The organism is Mesorhizobium sp. M0998, from assembly GCF_040318885.1.
Lineage (GTDB): Bacteria > Pseudomonadota > Alphaproteobacteria > Rhizobiales > Rhizobiaceae > Mesorhizobium.
In genome coordinates, this window is record NZ_JAMYND010000026.1 from 42,509 (window position 1) to 58,704 (window position 16,196).

A 16,196-nucleotide genomic window follows, 5' to 3' on the forward strand; every position below is an offset into this window, starting at 1 on the left:
CCAACACCGCTATTGTACGCCTGCCACCCATTTCAGGGCCTGGGCTTTTTCGTCCTCCGGGAACACCCGCGCCTCGATTTGCGGAAACAGCGCGTCCGTCATTTCCGTGGCTGCCTTGATCCACTGCTTGTTGGAAATCACGGCGGCACGTTTGAAGCGGTGGACCTCGCCAAGTTTGCTCAGTCCATACTGCAGGTCGCGCCGCAAGGCGCCAGCCGTCATGTCCTCGAAATCGGCAAGATCGGTCAGGACGCCGATGTCCTTGTGGTCGCTCAGTTTCGCTTCGATTGCCGGGATGACTTTGTCGTAGTCGTCCGCCGTCACGGTGCCGGTGACACGAAAGGCGGCGACATTCTGGGGAGCGGCAATCATCTCGATCATTTTTTCCTCCGGTCTCTGACTTGCTGCCTGCCCGAAACAAACTCGGGCCATTGGCGGATGTTCCCTGCCGGAGGCGTGCTTGGCTTCAACCTGACATGGTTAGAACGACGATCGGCCGGCCTCCCCGACCGGCCCTCGGATCGCCTGGGTGACGACGGTATAACGCGTGATTTGACCCTCCTCGGGGTCCTCCCCGTGGAAATGGATCGCTGCGTTCAGCGGCAGGTGGGCAGTGCTGCCAAACTGCTTGACGGCGGAGACATGCACGATCTGCACGTCGGGGTCGCGCTTCATGGCGTCCATCGCCGCAAGCTCGGCGCTGCTGCTGCCGCCGATCCGCCAGCTGGCTTCCAGCACTCCCGATCGCCAGATGCCCGAGGAATCGACACCTTGGCCGATGTCGTAGTTGCGCCGTGAGGCAAAGAATCCGGGATAGCCATCCATCGCGGCGTCGTAGATCCTCGCCTGCGCCACAGCCAAACTTAGCGCCGGAGAAAGCTGCAGCCCGTCCAGCGCCTCCCATCCGCCGCGCACGACGACCAGATCGGATCCGCCGTAAACGGGCTGTCCGGCATTGTCGGCCGTCATTCGCTGCACGCCGTAATAGGCGACCGATGTTCCGTCGATCGCCGTTCTGCCAATGCTCAGCGTGACGATATCGCGAAGCTCCGTTTCGAGAACAAGGCCGTATTCCCTCAGGTCGGAGGATGGATATCGTTCCAGCAGCCTTTCGATGTCGGCAACGGTCGCGGCGGTGTGCTGGTCGCGGCCCCGCGAAGCGCGCGGTGGCTTGAACCGGACCAGCCCTAGCTGCAGCAGACGTTCCGCTGCGCGCAGCGCGTCATCGCGTGAAAATGCGGTATAGCCGGGCAGTACGGCCGCGCCGACGGCTCTGCCGAAGCCGGCTGGCCATTCTTTTGGCCGTGCCGCCGACCCGTCCACCAGCTTGTGGGTTATGGCCTTGGTGGTTGCGAGGCGCCAGGGCACCACACCGCCGAAGAGGTCGTCGGGCCCGTTGATGCCCAGTTGGAGCGCATCGACGGCAAGCAGGCTGTCGTCCGGCACGAAATACAGTCGGCGACCGTCACCGCCGCCGTCACTCAGGCCCTCGCGGAAGGCAAAGCCCTTCAACGCCGCAATCGTGCGCGCAACGGCAGCGACGGTTTCCCGCTCGTGGGTATAGATTGTCTCGCCGCCCGGCACGGAGAATGCGACCACAACACCTTTCGCCCCGCTTGGTTGCTTACCGCTTAGCCCGGTCATGTCGCGCCCTTCGTCCATTGCCGAGCCCATTGCCGTTTCCGCGGCGATGCGTCCGAACCGAAAAACCCGCTTCCTCGGCGAATGTTCCGGCCAACGGCCGGCAATCCGGTTTGACTGCAGGGCAATCGCATTTGGATTCTTACGAAGATGGACCCCCACCCTAATCCTCCCCACAAGGGGGAGGGAACGCTGCCGCCCGCCCTTACTTCCCCTTTTGGCGCCGAAAGGCAGGCAATTTGCCGAGGTCAGCGCCAACGAAAGTCTCCCTCCCCCTTGTGGGGAGGGGCTAGGGGTGGGGGTACGTCGTAGAGCGAAAGCCTCGGCTTTCCATCTGCGATAGCCCTGGGTTTGACCGGGGCGGCGACCGGAACATCGGCGGCTCGTAGCTGTTTATGAGGGAACGTCAGACAGGGAGATGGAGACCATGGCTTTCACTCTCAAAAGCTCTGCCTTTGCCGATGGCGACAAAATACCGCCGCGCTATTCCCGCGACGGCGGCAACGTCTCGCCACCATTGGAGTGGACGGACGCCCCGCAAGGAACCAAAAGCTTCGTCCTGGCCGTCGAGGACCCCGACGCCCCTTCAGGCACGTTCCGTCATTGGGCGGTCTACAACATCGACGCACAGCGCAACTTTCTTCCCGAAGGCACGACCGCCGGCGCCAAGACCGAGAGCCTCGGACACGGCGTCAACGATTTCGGCAATCCTCATTATGACGGCCCCCAGCCGCCGCCTGGGCATGGGCTCCACCATTACCATTTCCGGCTTCTTGCACTCGACGCCGAGACGCTTCATCTCGGCGAGAAGGCTGCCGTCGACGACGTGCTGAAACAGGCCGAGCCGCACGTCGTGGGAGAGGCCGAGCTCGTCGGCACGTTCGAACGGGCTTGAGGACGCCACGCCACCCCGTCGCCTGGTTCGGCACAAACGGAGAAGCATGATGGACAACAAATCAAACCCTGTCGACCAACCCATATCCGGCAAGAAAGCCAGCGGCAGCGACAAGGCCGAGGCACCGAAGGAAGCAGGCGATCAGGCACGGAAAGCCCAGGAGTGGGGCGGCGGCTCAAAGGCCTCGAAAGGCGCGATATCGCCGAAGGATCGCAAAAATCAAAACTCCAGCCAGCGCAGCTGATACCGGTCCGTCATCCGGCAATGCGTCTGAAGCGGCGGGCAAGGCCGGGCTGGAGGCACTGCGCTGCGCCTCACATCGCTAGCGGTTCATGTTCATGGTCGCATTCATCGGCATCAAATTGTGGTCGAGATTGGCCATGATCCAGATCGAGCCGCCGATCACCAGAACTACGATCAGCACGCCGAAGGCAAGCGCCAGGGCGTTGTTGGTGTTGTCCGGTCCCGTCGTGATGTGCAGGAAGAAGACGAGATGGACGCCCATCTGGGCGATCGCCAGCACGACCAGCGCCACCGGAATGCCGGGTGCCCATATCAGATTGGTTCCGGGCAACCAGAACGAGGCGATGGTCAGCAGCGTTGCCAGCCCGAGGCCGATCACATAGCCGCGTAGCCCGGATCCGACCTCGGTGTCGCCGAGGTATTCGTCACCCGGCGCCGTATCGATGTCGTAGCGCTCCAGCCCATCGGTGTCGCGCCGTTGCGCGTGGCGATCGTCCGCATTGCTCATCGACTTGCTCCCAGGAGATAGACCACCGTGAACAGGGCGACCCAGATGATGTCGAGGGCGTGCCAGAACAGGCTGAAGCACATGAAACGCCGAAGAATATCGTCGCGGAATCCCTTGGCGAAGATCTGCGCCATCATCGTGAGCAGCCACAGCAGCCCCGCCGTGACGTGAAGGCCATGGCATCCAACCAGCGTGAAGAACGCCGACAGGAAAGCGCTGCGCGTCGGTCCGGCACCGCTGGCAACCATATGCGCGAACTCGCGCAACTCGAGCAGGATGAAGCTGGCGCCGAGCACGAAGGTGACAGCCATCGCGACATAGAACCAGGAGCTTCGCCGCGCTGTCACGGCGAGGCTGGCGAGACCGCAGGTGAAGCTCGACAACAGCAAAGCGGCCGTCTCGATCGCGACGTTGCGCAGGTCGAACAGCTCGGCTCCGCTTGGTCCGCCCGCCGTCTTGCCCGCCAGCACCGCATAGGCCGCGAAGAAGGCCGAGAACATCACGATGTCGCTCAGAAGGAAGATCCAGAAGCCGTAGCCCACGACGATCCGGATCGGTGCCGGGCCGCCGTCTCCGTGGCCGGGTGCATGGCCGTGCCCGCCATGGAGGCGGTAGGGGTCACGCTCTCGAACGTCGATCGCGGTCATGGCCTTGGCCCCGTGTAAGTGGCCAGCGCCTCGCGGCGCGCACTTCGGTTGGCGCGGTCGATCCGGGCGACTTCGGCGGCAGGAATGACGTATTCGGGGATGTCGCGCCACGCGAATACGACGAAGGTGGCCAAAGCACCGAGCGCGCCGAGCGCCACCATCCACCAGATGTGCCAGATGAGGGCAAAACCCATCACGGTCGCAAAGAAGGCGCAGATGAACCCGGTGGGACTGTTGCGGGGCATCTCGATCGGCTCGTAGTCAGGCTCGTCGCGCAGCCGGTTTTGCTCGCGTGCCCGCTGCTTGATGCTCCAGTAGGGCTCTTCGCCCTCGACATGCGGAAGCGCGGCGAAGTTGAAGACCGGCGGCGGCGAGGGCGTGGCCCATTCCAGCGAGCGGCCGTCCCAGGGATCTCCGGTGGCGTCGCGAAGCGCCGCGCGCTGCCGGATGCTGACGACGAGTTGTACGATCTGCGCGACCACGCCGGCGGTGGTGATCAACATGCCGACGCCGGCAACCAGCACCCACGGATGCCAGGCCGGCACGTCGAAATGCTGCATGCGGCGGGTCATGCCGAGCAGGCCGACAGTGTAGAGGGGCACGAAGGTGGCGTAGAACCCGATCAGCGTCAGCCAGAAGGCCAGCTTGCCCCAGCCCTCGTGCAGCCGGAAGCCGAATGCCTTGGGAAACCAGTAGGTATATCCCGCGAAGGCGCCGAACAGCACGCCGCCGATGATGACGTTGTGGAAATGCGCCACCAGGAACAGGCTGTTGTGGAGCAGGAAATCGGCTGGTGGCACCGCCAGCAACACACCCGTCATGCCGCCGATGACGAATGTCACCATAAAGCCCAGCGACCACAGCATTGGCGTCGCGAAGCGGATGCGGCCGCCATACATGGTGAACATCCAGTTATAGATCTTCACGCCGGTACCGACAGCGATGATGCTGGTGGCGATGCCGAACGCGGCGTTGACGTCGGCGCCGGCGCCCATCGTGAAGAAGTGGTGCAGCCACACCATGAAGGAGACGATGCAGATGAAGAGCGTCGCGGCCACCATCGAGCGGTAGCCGAACAGCGGCTTGCTGGAGAAGGTGGAGATGACCTCCGAGAAGATGCCGAACGCCGGCAGGACGAGGATGTAGACCTCGGGATGGCCCCAGGCCCAGATCAGGTTCACGAACATCAGCATGTTGCCGCCAGCTTCATTGGTGAAGAAATGAAAGCCGAAATAGCGGTCGAGCGTCAGCATCGCGAGCGTGGCGGTGAGGATCGGGAAGGCGGCGACGATGAGCAGGCTGGCGGCAAGTGAGGTCCAGCAGAACATCGACATCCTGAGGTAACTCATGCCGGGCGACCGCATCTTCAGGATCGTGGTGACGAAATTGATCCCGGTGAGCAGCGTTCCGACGCCCGCTATCTGCACGGCCCACAGATAATAGTCGACGCCAACGCCCGGCGAATAGGCGGTCTCGCTGAGCGGCGGATAGGGCAGCCATCCGGTACGCGCGAATTCACCGATCACCAGCGAGATGTTGACCAGCAGCGCACCGGTGGCGGTGAGCCAGAAACTCACCGAGTTGAGCGTCGGAAAGGCAACGTCTCGGACGCCGAGCTGCAGCGGCACGACCAGGTTCATCAGGCCGATGACGAACGGCATCGCCCCGAAAAAGATCATGATGGTGCCGTGGGCGGAAAAGACCTGGTTGAAGTGGTCGGGCGGCAGATAGCCGGGCGCCTGGAAGGCGAGGGCCTGCTGCGACCGCATCATGACGGCGTCGCTGAAGCCGCGCAGCAGCATCAGCAGCGCCAGCAGCGTGTACATGACGCCAATCCGCTTGTGATCGACGCTGGTGATCCATTCGCGCCAGAGATAGGGGAAATGGCCGGCCAGGAAGACCCAGGCCAGCACGCCGAGGATTGCCAGGGCGACGACCGCCGAGGCGATCATCGGCAGAGGCTGATCGAACGGAATGACGTCCCAGCTCAATTTTCCGAGCATTGTCAGCCTCCTGCCTTGGGCGATACGCTCGGCCCGGGGCGACCGGCCTGGGGGCCGGGCGCGGGCGGAACGCCCTGCGTCGCGATTTCATGAAAAAGGTCCGGCTCCACCGAGCGATAGGTCGAAGCCGGCACGTCCAGGCTCTGTCTGGCCAGTTCCTGATAGCTCGTCCTGTCGAGTGCCTGTCCCTGGCTTCGCGCCGAATTGACGAATGCGTCGAAGGCATCAGCTGCGACTGCATGCAGCACGAATTGCATACCTGGAAAACCGTCACCGCTGAAATGGGCCGACCGCCCATAAAATTCGCCCTGCTGATCCGCCTGCAGGTGAAGCTGCGTCGTCATGCCGTTCATCGTATAGATCATGCCGCCAAGCTGAGGCACGAAGAACGCGTTCATGACGCTTGCCGAGGTAAGCGAGAAATGCACCGGCCTGCCCGCCGGCACCACGAGCTGGTTGATGCTCGCGACATTCTGCTCGGGGTAGATGAACAGCCATTTCCAGTCGAGCGAGACGACCTGCACCTCAAACGGCCTTTGCTGGGAATCCAGCGGCTTCATTGGGTCGAGGTCATGCGATCCGATCCAGATGATGCCGCTCAGAAACAGGATGACGAGGATGGGGATCGACCAGACCACCAGTTCGATGCGTCCGGAATAGGCCCATTCCGGCAGGTACCGCGCTCTTGTGTTGGTTTCCCGGAACCACCAGGCAAAGCCGAGCGTCGCCACGATCGTCGGGATGACGATGGCCAGCATGATAGCGACCGAATTGAGCAGGATCGTCCGCTGCGCCGCCCCCACCGGCCCTTGCGGATCGAGCACGCCGCCCTGGCAGCCGGCAAGCAGCGCGGCAACAAGCATCGTCGCGCCGACGCGGCCAACACGGATGGCGGCACAATTTCGAACGATCGCCCTCAGCAGCATGAGATATCGCCGTTTCCTGAAAACCGATTGGAACGTTGCAGGCAGCGTGGCTGCCAACCCCCGAATGTGCGCGCCGGTGTGCTCCTGGCGACAGTTTCTTCACGCACGGGGCTCCGGCTGGCAGAACCACATGCGGCGGACGTCATCGTTAAGCGGTCAACCTGTCGAGAACCCCTCCAAATCCTAAAAACCAGCGGCAATCCCAAGCAACCAGAGCCAGATCCTAAGAAACCAGAAACAGTACCCAGATCGAAGTTATCGCCAGAAACGTGGCGAATGCCAAGGCGGTAAACCGGTTCATGGCCGCGCCCACGGTTGGTCCATTTAGCCGCTCCCTGCGACGTGGCTGCTGATTCCAGTGCTGCTGCTCCAGATGGCTGCGCCAACCGAACGAATGTTCGTCGCGAAAGTTCCCAAAAAGCCAGATCCATCGCAGCCTTTGGTTGCAGGCCGGCGGCAACGCGATGCGCACCAGGGCTTTCTCGCCAAACGGAAGCGAGGACTGGCTTTGCGTATGTAAAAATTACTTGTCTAGGTGAAAATAGTTGCTACTAATCGGCTGGGCCGGCGCATGGCCGCCTCTGGGAGGAATTTCGGCATGACAAGACTGCGCGGTCTCGCGTGGGATCACCGACGCTGCTGGGGTCCGCTCGACGCCAGCATCGGGCCGTATTGTGCCGCCAATCCCGGTCTTGAGATCGAATGGGACCGCCGCAGCCTCTACGAATTCGGCGAGGGCGCGCTTGGTCCGGTGCTCGGCGCCTATGATCTTGTCGTGTTCGACCATCCGTTCATCGGCGATATTGCCGAAGGCGAGCTGATGGTGCCGTTCGATTTGTCGGCCGAGCAGCGCCACGGCTTCGAACGGGATTCGGTCGGCGCATCCTGGCAATCCTACGCAAGGGACGGGCTTCAATGGGCGTTGCCGATCGATGCTGCCTGTCAGGTTGCCTCGTATCGCCCCGATCTCCTGGAGCGCTACGGACCGCTGCCGCGCAGCCATGACGAGGTGCTGGAGCTCGGTCGGCGCGCCTTGAAGGACGGCAAATGGCTTGGGCTGCCGTTGGTGCCGACTGACGCCATGTGCCTGCTTTTGACGCTCGGTGAGCCCCGGGAAGACCGCGACGAGTTCATCGCCGGGGAAAAAATCGAGCGGGCCGTCGGGCAATTGCGCCAGCTTGCGGCGCTGTCGCATCCGAACTCGCCGAAATGGAACCCGATCCGTTGCTACGATCACATGATCGCGCATGACGACGTGGTCTACGTGCCGTTCGCCTTCGGCTATGTGAATTATGCCTCCAGGGCCGACAGGCCGTATCTGCGCTTCGCCGACGTGCCGACGCCGCGATCCGCCGGCGCCTTGCTCGGCGGCGCCGGCATCGGCGTCAGCGCCCAATCGCAACACAAGCAAGCCGCCATCGACTACGCGCTGTTTCTGTGCTCGCCCGGCTATCAGCGCGGCGACTATGTGAAATCCGGCGGACAGCCGGGGTCGCTGGCGGCGTGGCAGGATACCGAGGTCAACGCTCTCTCGGGCGGCTTCTTCGCCTCGACGCTGGCGACGATCGAAGCCTCTTATCTGCGCCCGACCCATCCGGGCTTCATCAGCTTCTTCCGCCAATGCGCCCCTCATGCCGCGGCGGCGATCGCCGGCGAATTGCAGGCGGCCGAGCTCGCGGATCGGCTGAACCGGCTCTATCGCGAGACCAGGCATGGCCAGCCGCAACGGAGCGTCGCGTAATGGCCGCCGATATTGCCCAGATCGTCGACGAAGGCGAAAGCGGCCGCAACGGCTATCGGGTGCCGGCGGTGGAGAAGGCGCTCGACATACTGGAATTCATGGCTGCCAGCGGCGAGCCGCTGACCCAGACCGAGATCGCCACCGGAATGGGGCGCTCCATTCACGAGATCTACCGCATCCTGCTGCTGCTGGAGAAGCGCGGCTACATTTTCCGGACGCAATCGGACCGCTTCCGGCTGTCGCTGAAGCTGTTCGAACTGGCGCATATGCATCCGCCGGTGAACCGCCTGGTCGAATGCGCGCTGCCGGTGATGCGCGGCCTCGCCGCCAATGCCGACCAGAGCTGCCATCTGGTCGTGCGCGAAGGCGAGAGCGCACTGGTCGTGCTGCAGATCGATTCGCCTTTGCCGATGCGTTATTCGGTTGCCCTTGGCTCGCATTTCCCGATCCTCGAAACGAGCTCCGGCGCGGTGCTGCTGGCGCATTCGAGCCGCGCCGAGCGCGACCGCATCGTCGAACGGATCGTCGCTGCAGGCGAAGGCCAAGGCAGCCGGGCGGAAATCGAAGCGCGGCTGAACGAGGTCGCAAGGCTCGGCTATGAAATGCGCGCCTCGCTGGCTGTCGAGGGCTGCACCAACATTTCGATGCCGGTGCGCGACCATACCGGCGCCGTCATTGCCGCGCTCACCGTCCCCTTCCTGCCGCAAAAGGCCGCCCGCTTCGATCGCAGCACCGTGTTCGAGCGGACGAAGGCGGCGGCCGAGGCGATATCGGCGGCGCTGGGCGCGGGCGAAGCTGCCGCCTCTTCACGTGCCGACCCGGAACGGCGGGACTATCCGTTCAGCAACTGACAAGAAATACAGGGAGAAGAAACATGAACTGGTCCAAATCGATGCTGTTTGCCTCGGCGGCGGTGCTTGCTCTGAGCGCCGCCGCGGCACAAGCCGAAAACATGCCGAAGCGCATCGGCTACGTCACCAACTACGCCACCCATGAGTGGTATCAGAACGTCATCAAGGGCATGCAGTCCCGCGCCAAGGAACTCGGTATCGAGCTCGAGGTGCAGGACGCCAATCTGGACGTTGCCAAGGAGGTCTCCGCCGCCGAAGATTTCATGGCCAAGGGCGTCGACGTCCTGATCATCACGCCCGTCAACGAGGAAGGCGTCGTGCCGCTGCTGCGCCAGGCGAAATCCAACAACGTTCCGGTTGTGCTCGAAGGCAATCCGGTCAAGGGCATGACCACAATGGTCGCGATCTGCGACTACGACACCGGCTACACCGCCGGCGTCGAAGCCGGCAAATACGCCAAGGAAAAGCTCGAAGCCAAAGCCAAGGTGATGAATGTCGGCCTGCCGCTGCTGTCCGCCACCGTGCTGCGGTCGCAGGGTTTCATGGATGGCCTCAAGACCATCATCCCCGACGCGGTCATGGTCCACGACCTCGACGGCGGCGGCAATCCCGATCGCGCACTCGAAGTCTCTTCGGCGGCTCTTGCCAAGAACGCCGACATCAACATCATCTACGGCATCAACGATTCCTCCTCGCTCGGCGGCCTTCAAGCCTGGAAAGCGGCCGGCAAGTCGCAGGACGGCCTCTTGACTGTCGGCACCGGCGGCGAAGGCCTCGCCTTCATCAATGCGATGCAGAACGAGCCGTCCTACCGCATCGAGGCCGCGATGTTCCCGGAAAAGGAAGGCTACACCGCCATCGATGCAGCGGTTAAGCTCTTCAATGGCGAAGAGGTGCCGGAACACATTGTCAGCCCGACCGCGCCGATGAACGGCGACGACTGGAAGAAGTTCTACGACTACGATGGCACCACACGCAAAATCAAATGGGATGCCGTCAATGCGCTTCAGCCACCGGAAAAATGCATGAAAACTTCCGCCGATCTGAAGAAGTAAGGATTCCGGGTAGCCCATCCCGCACGGCGGGAAGGGCGGCGGATCGGATATGCCGAACGGCAAAACAGGGCAACCGTCCTGTTTTGGCCGGCAGTTTCCAGACGGCGACGGCACCGATACGGGCCCGGAAATAAAATGGACATGAGCGAGCTTACGCAATCCTCTGCGCCAAGGCGTTTCATCGGCGGCCAGCTGCTGGGCAGCAGCCAGCTGATGCTCGGCGTGATCCTGGCCGTGCTCTGCATCGCCATTTCGATTGCCGCGCCGCAATTCTATTCCGAGGCCAACATCATCGCCATCCTGCGCCAATGCGCGCTGGTGCTGATCGTTGCCTCCGGCATGACGATGCTGATCATCACTGCGGAAGTCGACCTGTCGGTCGGTGCATCGCTGGCTTTTGTCGGCTGCATCGGCATGGCCGTGCTCAATTCAACGCACAGTCTGACGCTCGGGTTGCTGGCGGCGCTCGCCTTTTCAGGCGCGGTCGGCCTTTTCAACGGCCTCGTCGTCACCAGCCTCAAGGTGAACTCGCTGATCGCCACCATCGGCACCATGATGATGCTGCAGGGCGGCGTTTACCTGTTCACCCGCGAGGCGGTGCAGAACCACCACCGGCTTGCCGGCTTCACCGATCTCGGCGCTGGCTATATCGGCGCGATCCCGCTGCCCGTGGTCGTTGCCGCGGTGATTTTCGCGCTGGCCGCGGCAACGCTGCGCTTCACCACGCTCGGCCGTTATCTCTACGCTGTCGGCGCCAACGAGCGCGCGGTTCGTCTCTCCGGCGTGCGCTCGCAACGGCTGAAACTGTTCGCCTTCGTCGTCACCGGCCTGTGCGTCGGCGTCGCCGGCATGATCCTGTCGTCGCTGATGAATGCCGGCCAGCCGACCGCTGGCCGCGGCTTCGAGCTGACGGTGATTGCCGCCGTCATCCTCGGCGGCACCAGCCTGCTTGGCGGCCGCGGCTCGCTGCTCGGCACGTTGCTGGGCGTGCTGGTGCTGAAGGTCATCGACAACGGCATCATCATCCTCGGCTGGAACCAGGACCTGCAGATGGTGGTGCCCGGCATCGTCATCATCCTGGCGACCTATCTCGACATCGTGCGGAACAGAGCCAATGTCGGTTGATTTCCTTCACCCCGGCGAAACCGTGGCTGTCGACAAAAGCGTGCCGGCGCTGGAGATGCGCGGCATCGGCAAGCGTTTTCCCGGCGTGGTGGCGCTGGACAATGTCGATCTGACCTTGGAACCCGGCAAAATCCATGCCCTGATGGGCGAGAACGGCGCCGGCAAGTCGACGCTGATCAAGATCATGGCCGGGGTCTACGGCAAGGATGCCGGCACCATCCGCCTGCGCGGCCGCGAGGCCGACATCAAGTCGCCGCGCGATAGCCTGAAAGAGGGCATCAAGGTGGTGTTCCAGGAGATCGCGCTGATCGCCGAATTCAGCGTCGCCGAAAACATCTTCCTCGAAGGCTATCCGACCGGCAAAGGCGGCTCGATCGACTGGAAGAAGATCCGTGCCGATGCGGCCGCTCTGTTCAAGCGTATCGGCTTCAACGTCGACCCGGCGGCGCGCACGGGATCGCTGCCGGTCAGCCAGCAGCAGATGGTCGAGATCGCCCGCGCACTCGCCCATGAGGCCCGCGTCGTGGTGATGGACGAGCCGACCTCCTCGCTGACGCCTAACGAGGTCTCGCTGCTGTTCACCGTCATCCGCCGGCTGGCCGCGCTGGGCATCGCGGTGCTCTATGTCAGCCACAAGCTCGACGAGGTCTTCGAGATCGCCGACACCGTGACCGTGCTGCGCGACGGCCGCCACGTCTCGACCAGGCCGATCGGCCAACATACCAACGACACGCTGATCCAGGACATGATCGGCCGGCGCATCGAAAACCTGTTCCCGCGCAAGCGCGGCGCGCCGGGCAGCAAGGTCGCGCTTTCCGTTGAAGGACTCAGCACCGCCAAGAAGCTGAAGGATGTGTCGTTCGAGGCGCATGCCGGCGAAGTCCTCGGCTTCTTCGGCCTGATGGGCGCCGGCCGGACCGAGCTCGCCAAGGCCATCGTCGGCTACGACCCGATCACTTCCGGCGCCATTTCGGTCGATGGCAGCCGGCTGCTGCCGCACGAAACGCACACCGGCGTCCGGCTCGGCATCGGCCTGCTCACCGAGGACCGCAAGAGCGAGGGGCTGATGGGCGAGTTGCCGGTCTACCAGAATGCCAGCCTCGCCTCACTCGGCGCCTTCGCCAGAATGGGCTTCATCGACAAGGCCAGGGAACGCAAGGCGGTGCAGGACTATGTCGACCGTTTCCGCATCCGGACGCCCAGCCTGTTCCAGCAGGTCAAGAATCTGTCCGGCGGCAATCAGCAGAAAGTGCTGATCGCGCGCTGGCTGATGCGAGGCCTGAAGGTGATCGTCGTCGACGAGCCGACCCGCGGCATCGACGTCGGCGCCAAGTCGGAGATTTTTGCGCTCATCGACCGGCTCGCCGGCGAGGGCCTGGCGGTCGTCATGATGACGTCCGAAATGCCCGAGCTGCTGGGGCTTGCCGACCGCATCGCGGTGATGTGCGAAGGCCGCCTCACCGCGATCATGCCTCGCGACGAGGCCACGCAGGAGAACATCCTCAATGCGGCAATCGGCTAAGACGATGACGCTTCGCAAAGGGACCAAGCGATGAGCCTGGCAAGCACCGACTCCATGAAAGCTGGGCCGTCCATGCTGGCGCGGCTCGTCGCGCGGCAGGAATTGGCATTGCTCCTCTGCCTCATCCTGGTGATCGCGTTCTTTTCCTTCACCGCCGAGAATTTCTTCTCCGTGCGCAACATCACCAATGTGCTCGGTCAGGCTTCGCTGGCGCTGACAGCCGGCATCGGCTGCGCCATCGTCTTCATGTCCGGCGAGGTCGACATCTCGATCGGCTCGCTGCTGGCGACGATCGCACTGCCGCTGATCATCATCATGAACGACACCAACTCGCTTGTGCTCGGCATCAGCGGCGCGCTGCTGTTCGGGCTGATCATCGGCGTCGTGAATGGCTATCTGACGGCCTATGCCGGCATCAACTCGCTGATCGTGACCCTGGGCACGATGTTCATCATGCGCGGCGGCGTTTATCTCTATACCGGCCAGCGTGCTATTCCAGACGACGCCGCGCTCGACAGCTTCATCGCGCTGTCGGACGGCCGCCTGTTCAACGTCGTTCCCTATTCGGCTGTCATCGCCATCGTCCTGCTCGCCGTCTTCGCCTACGTGATGCAGCACCGGCCGTTCGGGCGGCAGATCTATGCCGTCGGCGGCAATCCGGAAGTGGCACGGCTGGCGGGTTACGACGTGCGCCGCGTCAAGTTCACCTGCTTCATCATCAGCGCGCTGCTGGCGACGGTAGCCGGCATCATCCTGGCAGCCCGCGTCGGTTCGGCGCAGCATACGGCCGGGCTGAATTTCGAGTTCCAGGTCGTCGCCGCCACCGTGCTCGGCGGGGTGAGCCTTGCCGGCGGCATAGGCAGCCTGACCGGCATGGCGCTCGGCGTGCTGATCCTGCAGTTCCTGTCCAACGGGCTGCGCGGTCTCGGCCTGCCGACCGAGTGGCAACTGGTCATCACCGGCATGATCATCATTGCCGCCGTCGCCTTCGACGAAGCAAAGCGCCGGCGCGCCATTGGAGGCTGATATGGATCGTCTCAAAGGGAAAACCGCAATCGTCACTGGCGCCGCCGACGGCATCGGCCACGCGATCAGCGAGGCGATGGCAAGGGAAGGCGCGCACGTCTTCCTCGGCGACATCGCCGACGAGAAGGGTGAAAAATTCGCAGCCGAGCTGCGCGCCGCCGGCCACCGCGCCGACTACATCCATTGCGACGTGGCGGAGGAGGCCGACATCGCCGCCCTGATCGACGCAGCCGTCGGCAAGACCGGCCATCTCGATATTCTCGTCAACAATGCCGCCATCGCCATCGGCGGCATGCCGGTTCACGAAATGAGCGACGAGCAGTGGCACCGGCTGATCGCGGTCAACCTTACCAGCGTGTTCCGCGGCTGCAAATATGCGCTGCCACATATGATCGCGCAGAAATCGGGCTCGATCATCAACATGGCCTCGGCACAAGGGCATATCGGGCTCGACGGCTGGACCGCCTATGCCGGCGCCAAGGGTGCGGTGATGGCGATGACGCGCCAGATGGCGGTCGAGTTCGGCCCGCTCAACATCCGCGTCAACTCGATCTCGCCCGGCACCATCAACACGCCGATGAACGACAAATTGGTCAAGGAGATCGGCGGCAATCTCGCCAAAGCCTGGGTCAAGATGCATCCGCTCGGCCGCATCGGCAAACCGTCCGAGGTGGCCGAAGCCGCCGTCTATCTGGCCTCCGACGCCGCCGGCTTCACCACCGGTACCGACCTGCGCGTCGACGGCGGCCTCACCGCGGCACCCCGCTACGTACCCGACCTGCTTTGACAACCAACGAGACATGAAATGAACAAAGCCCTCGAAGGCGTCCGCATTCTCGATTTCAGCCATCTGCTGCAAGGGCCGTTCGCCACGCAGCTGCTCGGCGACATGGGCGCCGACATCATCAAGATCGAGCGTGCCGGCGCCGGCGACATGTTCCGCGGCATGACCTTCTTCGCCAAATGGGTCGGCGGCTCCGAAAGCCCGAATTTCCTCGCCTGGAACCGCAACAAGCGCTCCATCGCGCTCAACCTGAAAAGTCGCAAGGTGCATGCCATCATCATGGACATGGCTGAGAAGGCCGATGTGGTGGTGCAGAATTTCCGCCCCGGCGTGCTCGCCAGGCTCGGCTATGGCTACGAGGATTTCAGGGCGGTCAATCCCGCCATCATCTATTGCTCGGGTTCCGGCTATGGCGAGGAGGGCCCCTACGTCGAGCGCCCCGGCCAGGACATGCTGATCCAGGGATTGTCCGGGCTGATCTCCAACACCGGCCGCGGCGATCAGGCTCCTGTTCCGGCCGGTGCCGGCCTGGCCGACCAGATCGGCGCCATGAACATGGTCTACGGCATCCTGTCGGCGCTCTACTATCGCGAGAAGACCGGCAAGGGCCAGAAGATCGAGGTCAATCTGCTCGCCGGCATGCTGGCGCATCTCAATCAGGAATATGTCGCCGTGCTCAATCTCGGCGAGGATTTCGTGCGCCCGAAGTCCGGCATCGGCCACCCCGGCATGCAGGCGCCGTTCGGCGTCTATGAAGCGAAGGACGGCGGCTATGTGTCGATCGCCATGAGCCCGTTCAAGACGCTGTATGAAGTGCTGGAGGCGCCGCAGCTTGCTGTCTACGACGATCTGAAGACGCTGTTCGACAGGCGCGACGAGGTGTTCGACAAGGTCAACGCCGAAACCAGGAAGTTTGCCACGCAGGACCTGCTGGCGCGGCTGCTGGCAGCCGACATCTGGTGTGCCGAGGTGAAGGACATAAGGCGCGCAGCCGAGGACCCGCAGGTCAAGCACCTGGGCATGATCACCAGCTACGATCATCCGCGCGGCGGCAAGGTCAGGGTGGTCGCGCCGGCGGTCAAGATGAGCGAGACGCCGGCTACCATAGAGCGGCCGGCACCGCTGGTCGGCCAGCATGGCCGCGAGATACTGGCCGAGTTCGGCCTCTCCAGCGGCGAGATTGCAGCGCTTGAGGCGTCCGGCGATATGACCGTGGATGCTGCCTGACG

At 63.4% G+C, this 16,196-nt stretch carries 17 protein-coding genes; 10 read left to right on the plus strand and 7 right to left on the minus strand.

The features are described from left to right. Positions 1 to 9: 9 nt before the first annotated feature. A complete protein-coding gene (locus NKH59_RS22760; protein WP_352539879.1) occupies positions 10 to 381 on the minus strand; it encodes a SpoIIAA family protein in 372 nt (123 codons plus the stop codon). A gap of 99 nt (positions 382 to 480) precedes the next feature. After that, positions 481 to 1,899 (minus strand): DUF3182 family protein, encoded by a 1,419-nt coding sequence (locus tag NKH59_RS22765; RefSeq protein ID WP_353023135.1) that lies wholly within the window; start codon positions 1,897 to 1,899, stop codon positions 481 to 483. A gap of 169 nt (positions 1,900 to 2,068) precedes the next feature. Here NKH59_RS22765 and NKH59_RS22770 point away from each other — a divergent pair, with 169 nt between their 5' ends. Further along, complete coding sequence (locus tag NKH59_RS22770; RefSeq protein ID WP_352836149.1) at positions 2,069 to 2,536, plus strand: YbhB/YbcL family Raf kinase inhibitor-like protein; 468 nt, start codon at positions 2,069 to 2,071, stop codon at positions 2,534 to 2,536. 46 nt (positions 2,537 to 2,582) lie between these two features. Continuing rightward, complete coding sequence (locus NKH59_RS22775) at positions 2,583 to 2,780, plus strand: hypothetical protein (RefSeq protein ID WP_352836147.1); 198 nt, start codon at positions 2,583 to 2,585, stop codon at positions 2,778 to 2,780. Positions 2,781 to 2,858: 78 nt separating this feature from the next. Here the strand turns inward: NKH59_RS22775 and cyoD are convergent, their stop codons facing one another. The 5 genes from cyoD to NKH59_RS22800 all read right to left on the minus strand — a co-directional run bounded on the left by cyoD (position 2,859) and on the right by NKH59_RS22800 (position 7,335). Beyond that, entirely contained in the window at positions 2,859 to 3,287 is a 429-nt protein-coding gene (cyoD, locus tag NKH59_RS22780) for a cytochrome o ubiquinol oxidase subunit IV (protein ID WP_352769325.1), read from the minus strand. Then, positions 3,284 to 3,934 carry a cytochrome o ubiquinol oxidase subunit III gene (cyoC, locus tag NKH59_RS22785; protein WP_352449535.1) on the minus strand — a complete coding sequence of 217 codons (651 nt, stop codon included), beginning with the start codon at positions 3,932 to 3,934 and terminating at the stop codon, positions 3,284 to 3,286. The genes cyoD and cyoC overlap by 4 nt, the downstream gene beginning before the upstream one ends. Then, positions 3,931 to 5,937 (minus strand): cytochrome o ubiquinol oxidase subunit I, encoded by a 2,007-nt coding sequence (gene cyoB, locus NKH59_RS22790; RefSeq protein WP_352615131.1) that lies wholly within the window; start codon positions 5,935 to 5,937, stop codon positions 3,931 to 3,933. The genes cyoC and cyoB overlap by 4 nt, the downstream gene beginning before the upstream one ends. A gap of 2 nt (positions 5,938 to 5,939) precedes the next feature. Beyond that, positions 5,940 to 6,863: a ubiquinol oxidase subunit II gene (gene cyoA / locus NKH59_RS22795; RefSeq protein ID WP_353023137.1), complete on the minus strand. Its 924-nt coding sequence runs from the start codon at positions 6,861 to 6,863 to the stop codon at positions 5,940 to 5,942. A 223-nt stretch (positions 6,864 to 7,086) separates the two neighbouring features. After that, positions 7,087 to 7,335 (minus strand): hypothetical protein, encoded by a 249-nt coding sequence (locus NKH59_RS22800; protein ID WP_353023139.1) that lies wholly within the window; start codon positions 7,333 to 7,335, stop codon positions 7,087 to 7,089. A gap of 126 nt (positions 7,336 to 7,461) precedes the next feature. Between NKH59_RS22800 and NKH59_RS22805 the strand changes: the two genes are divergently transcribed. The 8 genes from NKH59_RS22805 to NKH59_RS22840 all read left to right on the plus strand — a co-directional run bounded on the left by NKH59_RS22805 (position 7,462) and on the right by NKH59_RS22840 (position 16,194). Then, positions 7,462 to 8,604, plus strand: coding sequence for an extracellular solute-binding protein (locus NKH59_RS22805; RefSeq protein WP_353023141.1), 1,143 nt, complete (start codon positions 7,462 to 7,464; stop codon positions 8,602 to 8,604). Further along, entirely contained in the window at positions 8,604 to 9,455 is an 852-nt protein-coding gene (locus NKH59_RS22810) for an IclR family transcriptional regulator (protein WP_352473035.1), read from the plus strand. Before NKH59_RS22805 ends, NKH59_RS22810 begins: the two co-directional genes overlap by 1 nt. 23 nt (positions 9,456 to 9,478) lie before the next feature. Beyond that, a complete protein-coding gene (locus NKH59_RS22815) occupies positions 9,479 to 10,510 on the plus strand; it encodes a sugar ABC transporter substrate-binding protein (protein WP_353023143.1) in 1,032 nt (343 codons plus the stop codon). Between the two features lie 141 nt (positions 10,511 to 10,651). Continuing rightward, entirely contained in the window at positions 10,652 to 11,635 is a 984-nt protein-coding gene (locus NKH59_RS22820; protein ID WP_353023145.1) for an ABC transporter permease, read from the plus strand. Beyond that, the gene (locus NKH59_RS22825) at positions 11,625 to 13,157 is read left to right on the plus strand and encodes a sugar ABC transporter ATP-binding protein (protein ID WP_353023147.1); all 1,533 of its coding nucleotides are present in this window, start codon (positions 11,625 to 11,627) and stop codon (positions 13,155 to 13,157) included. The genes NKH59_RS22820 and NKH59_RS22825 overlap by 11 nt, the downstream gene beginning before the upstream one ends. Positions 13,158 to 13,187: 30 nt before the next feature. Then, a complete protein-coding gene (locus NKH59_RS22830) occupies positions 13,188 to 14,183 on the plus strand; it encodes an ABC transporter permease (RefSeq protein ID WP_353023149.1) in 996 nt (331 codons plus the stop codon). A 1-nt stretch (position 14,184) separates the two neighbouring features. Then, positions 14,185 to 14,970 (plus strand): SDR family NAD(P)-dependent oxidoreductase, encoded by a 786-nt coding sequence (locus NKH59_RS22835; protein ID WP_023677038.1) that lies wholly within the window; start codon positions 14,185 to 14,187, stop codon positions 14,968 to 14,970. 18 nt (positions 14,971 to 14,988) lie between these two features. After that, complete coding sequence (locus tag NKH59_RS22840; protein WP_352769354.1) at positions 14,989 to 16,194, plus strand: CaiB/BaiF CoA transferase family protein; 1,206 nt, start codon at positions 14,989 to 14,991, stop codon at positions 16,192 to 16,194. Positions 16,195 to 16,196 lie beyond the last annotated feature (2 nt).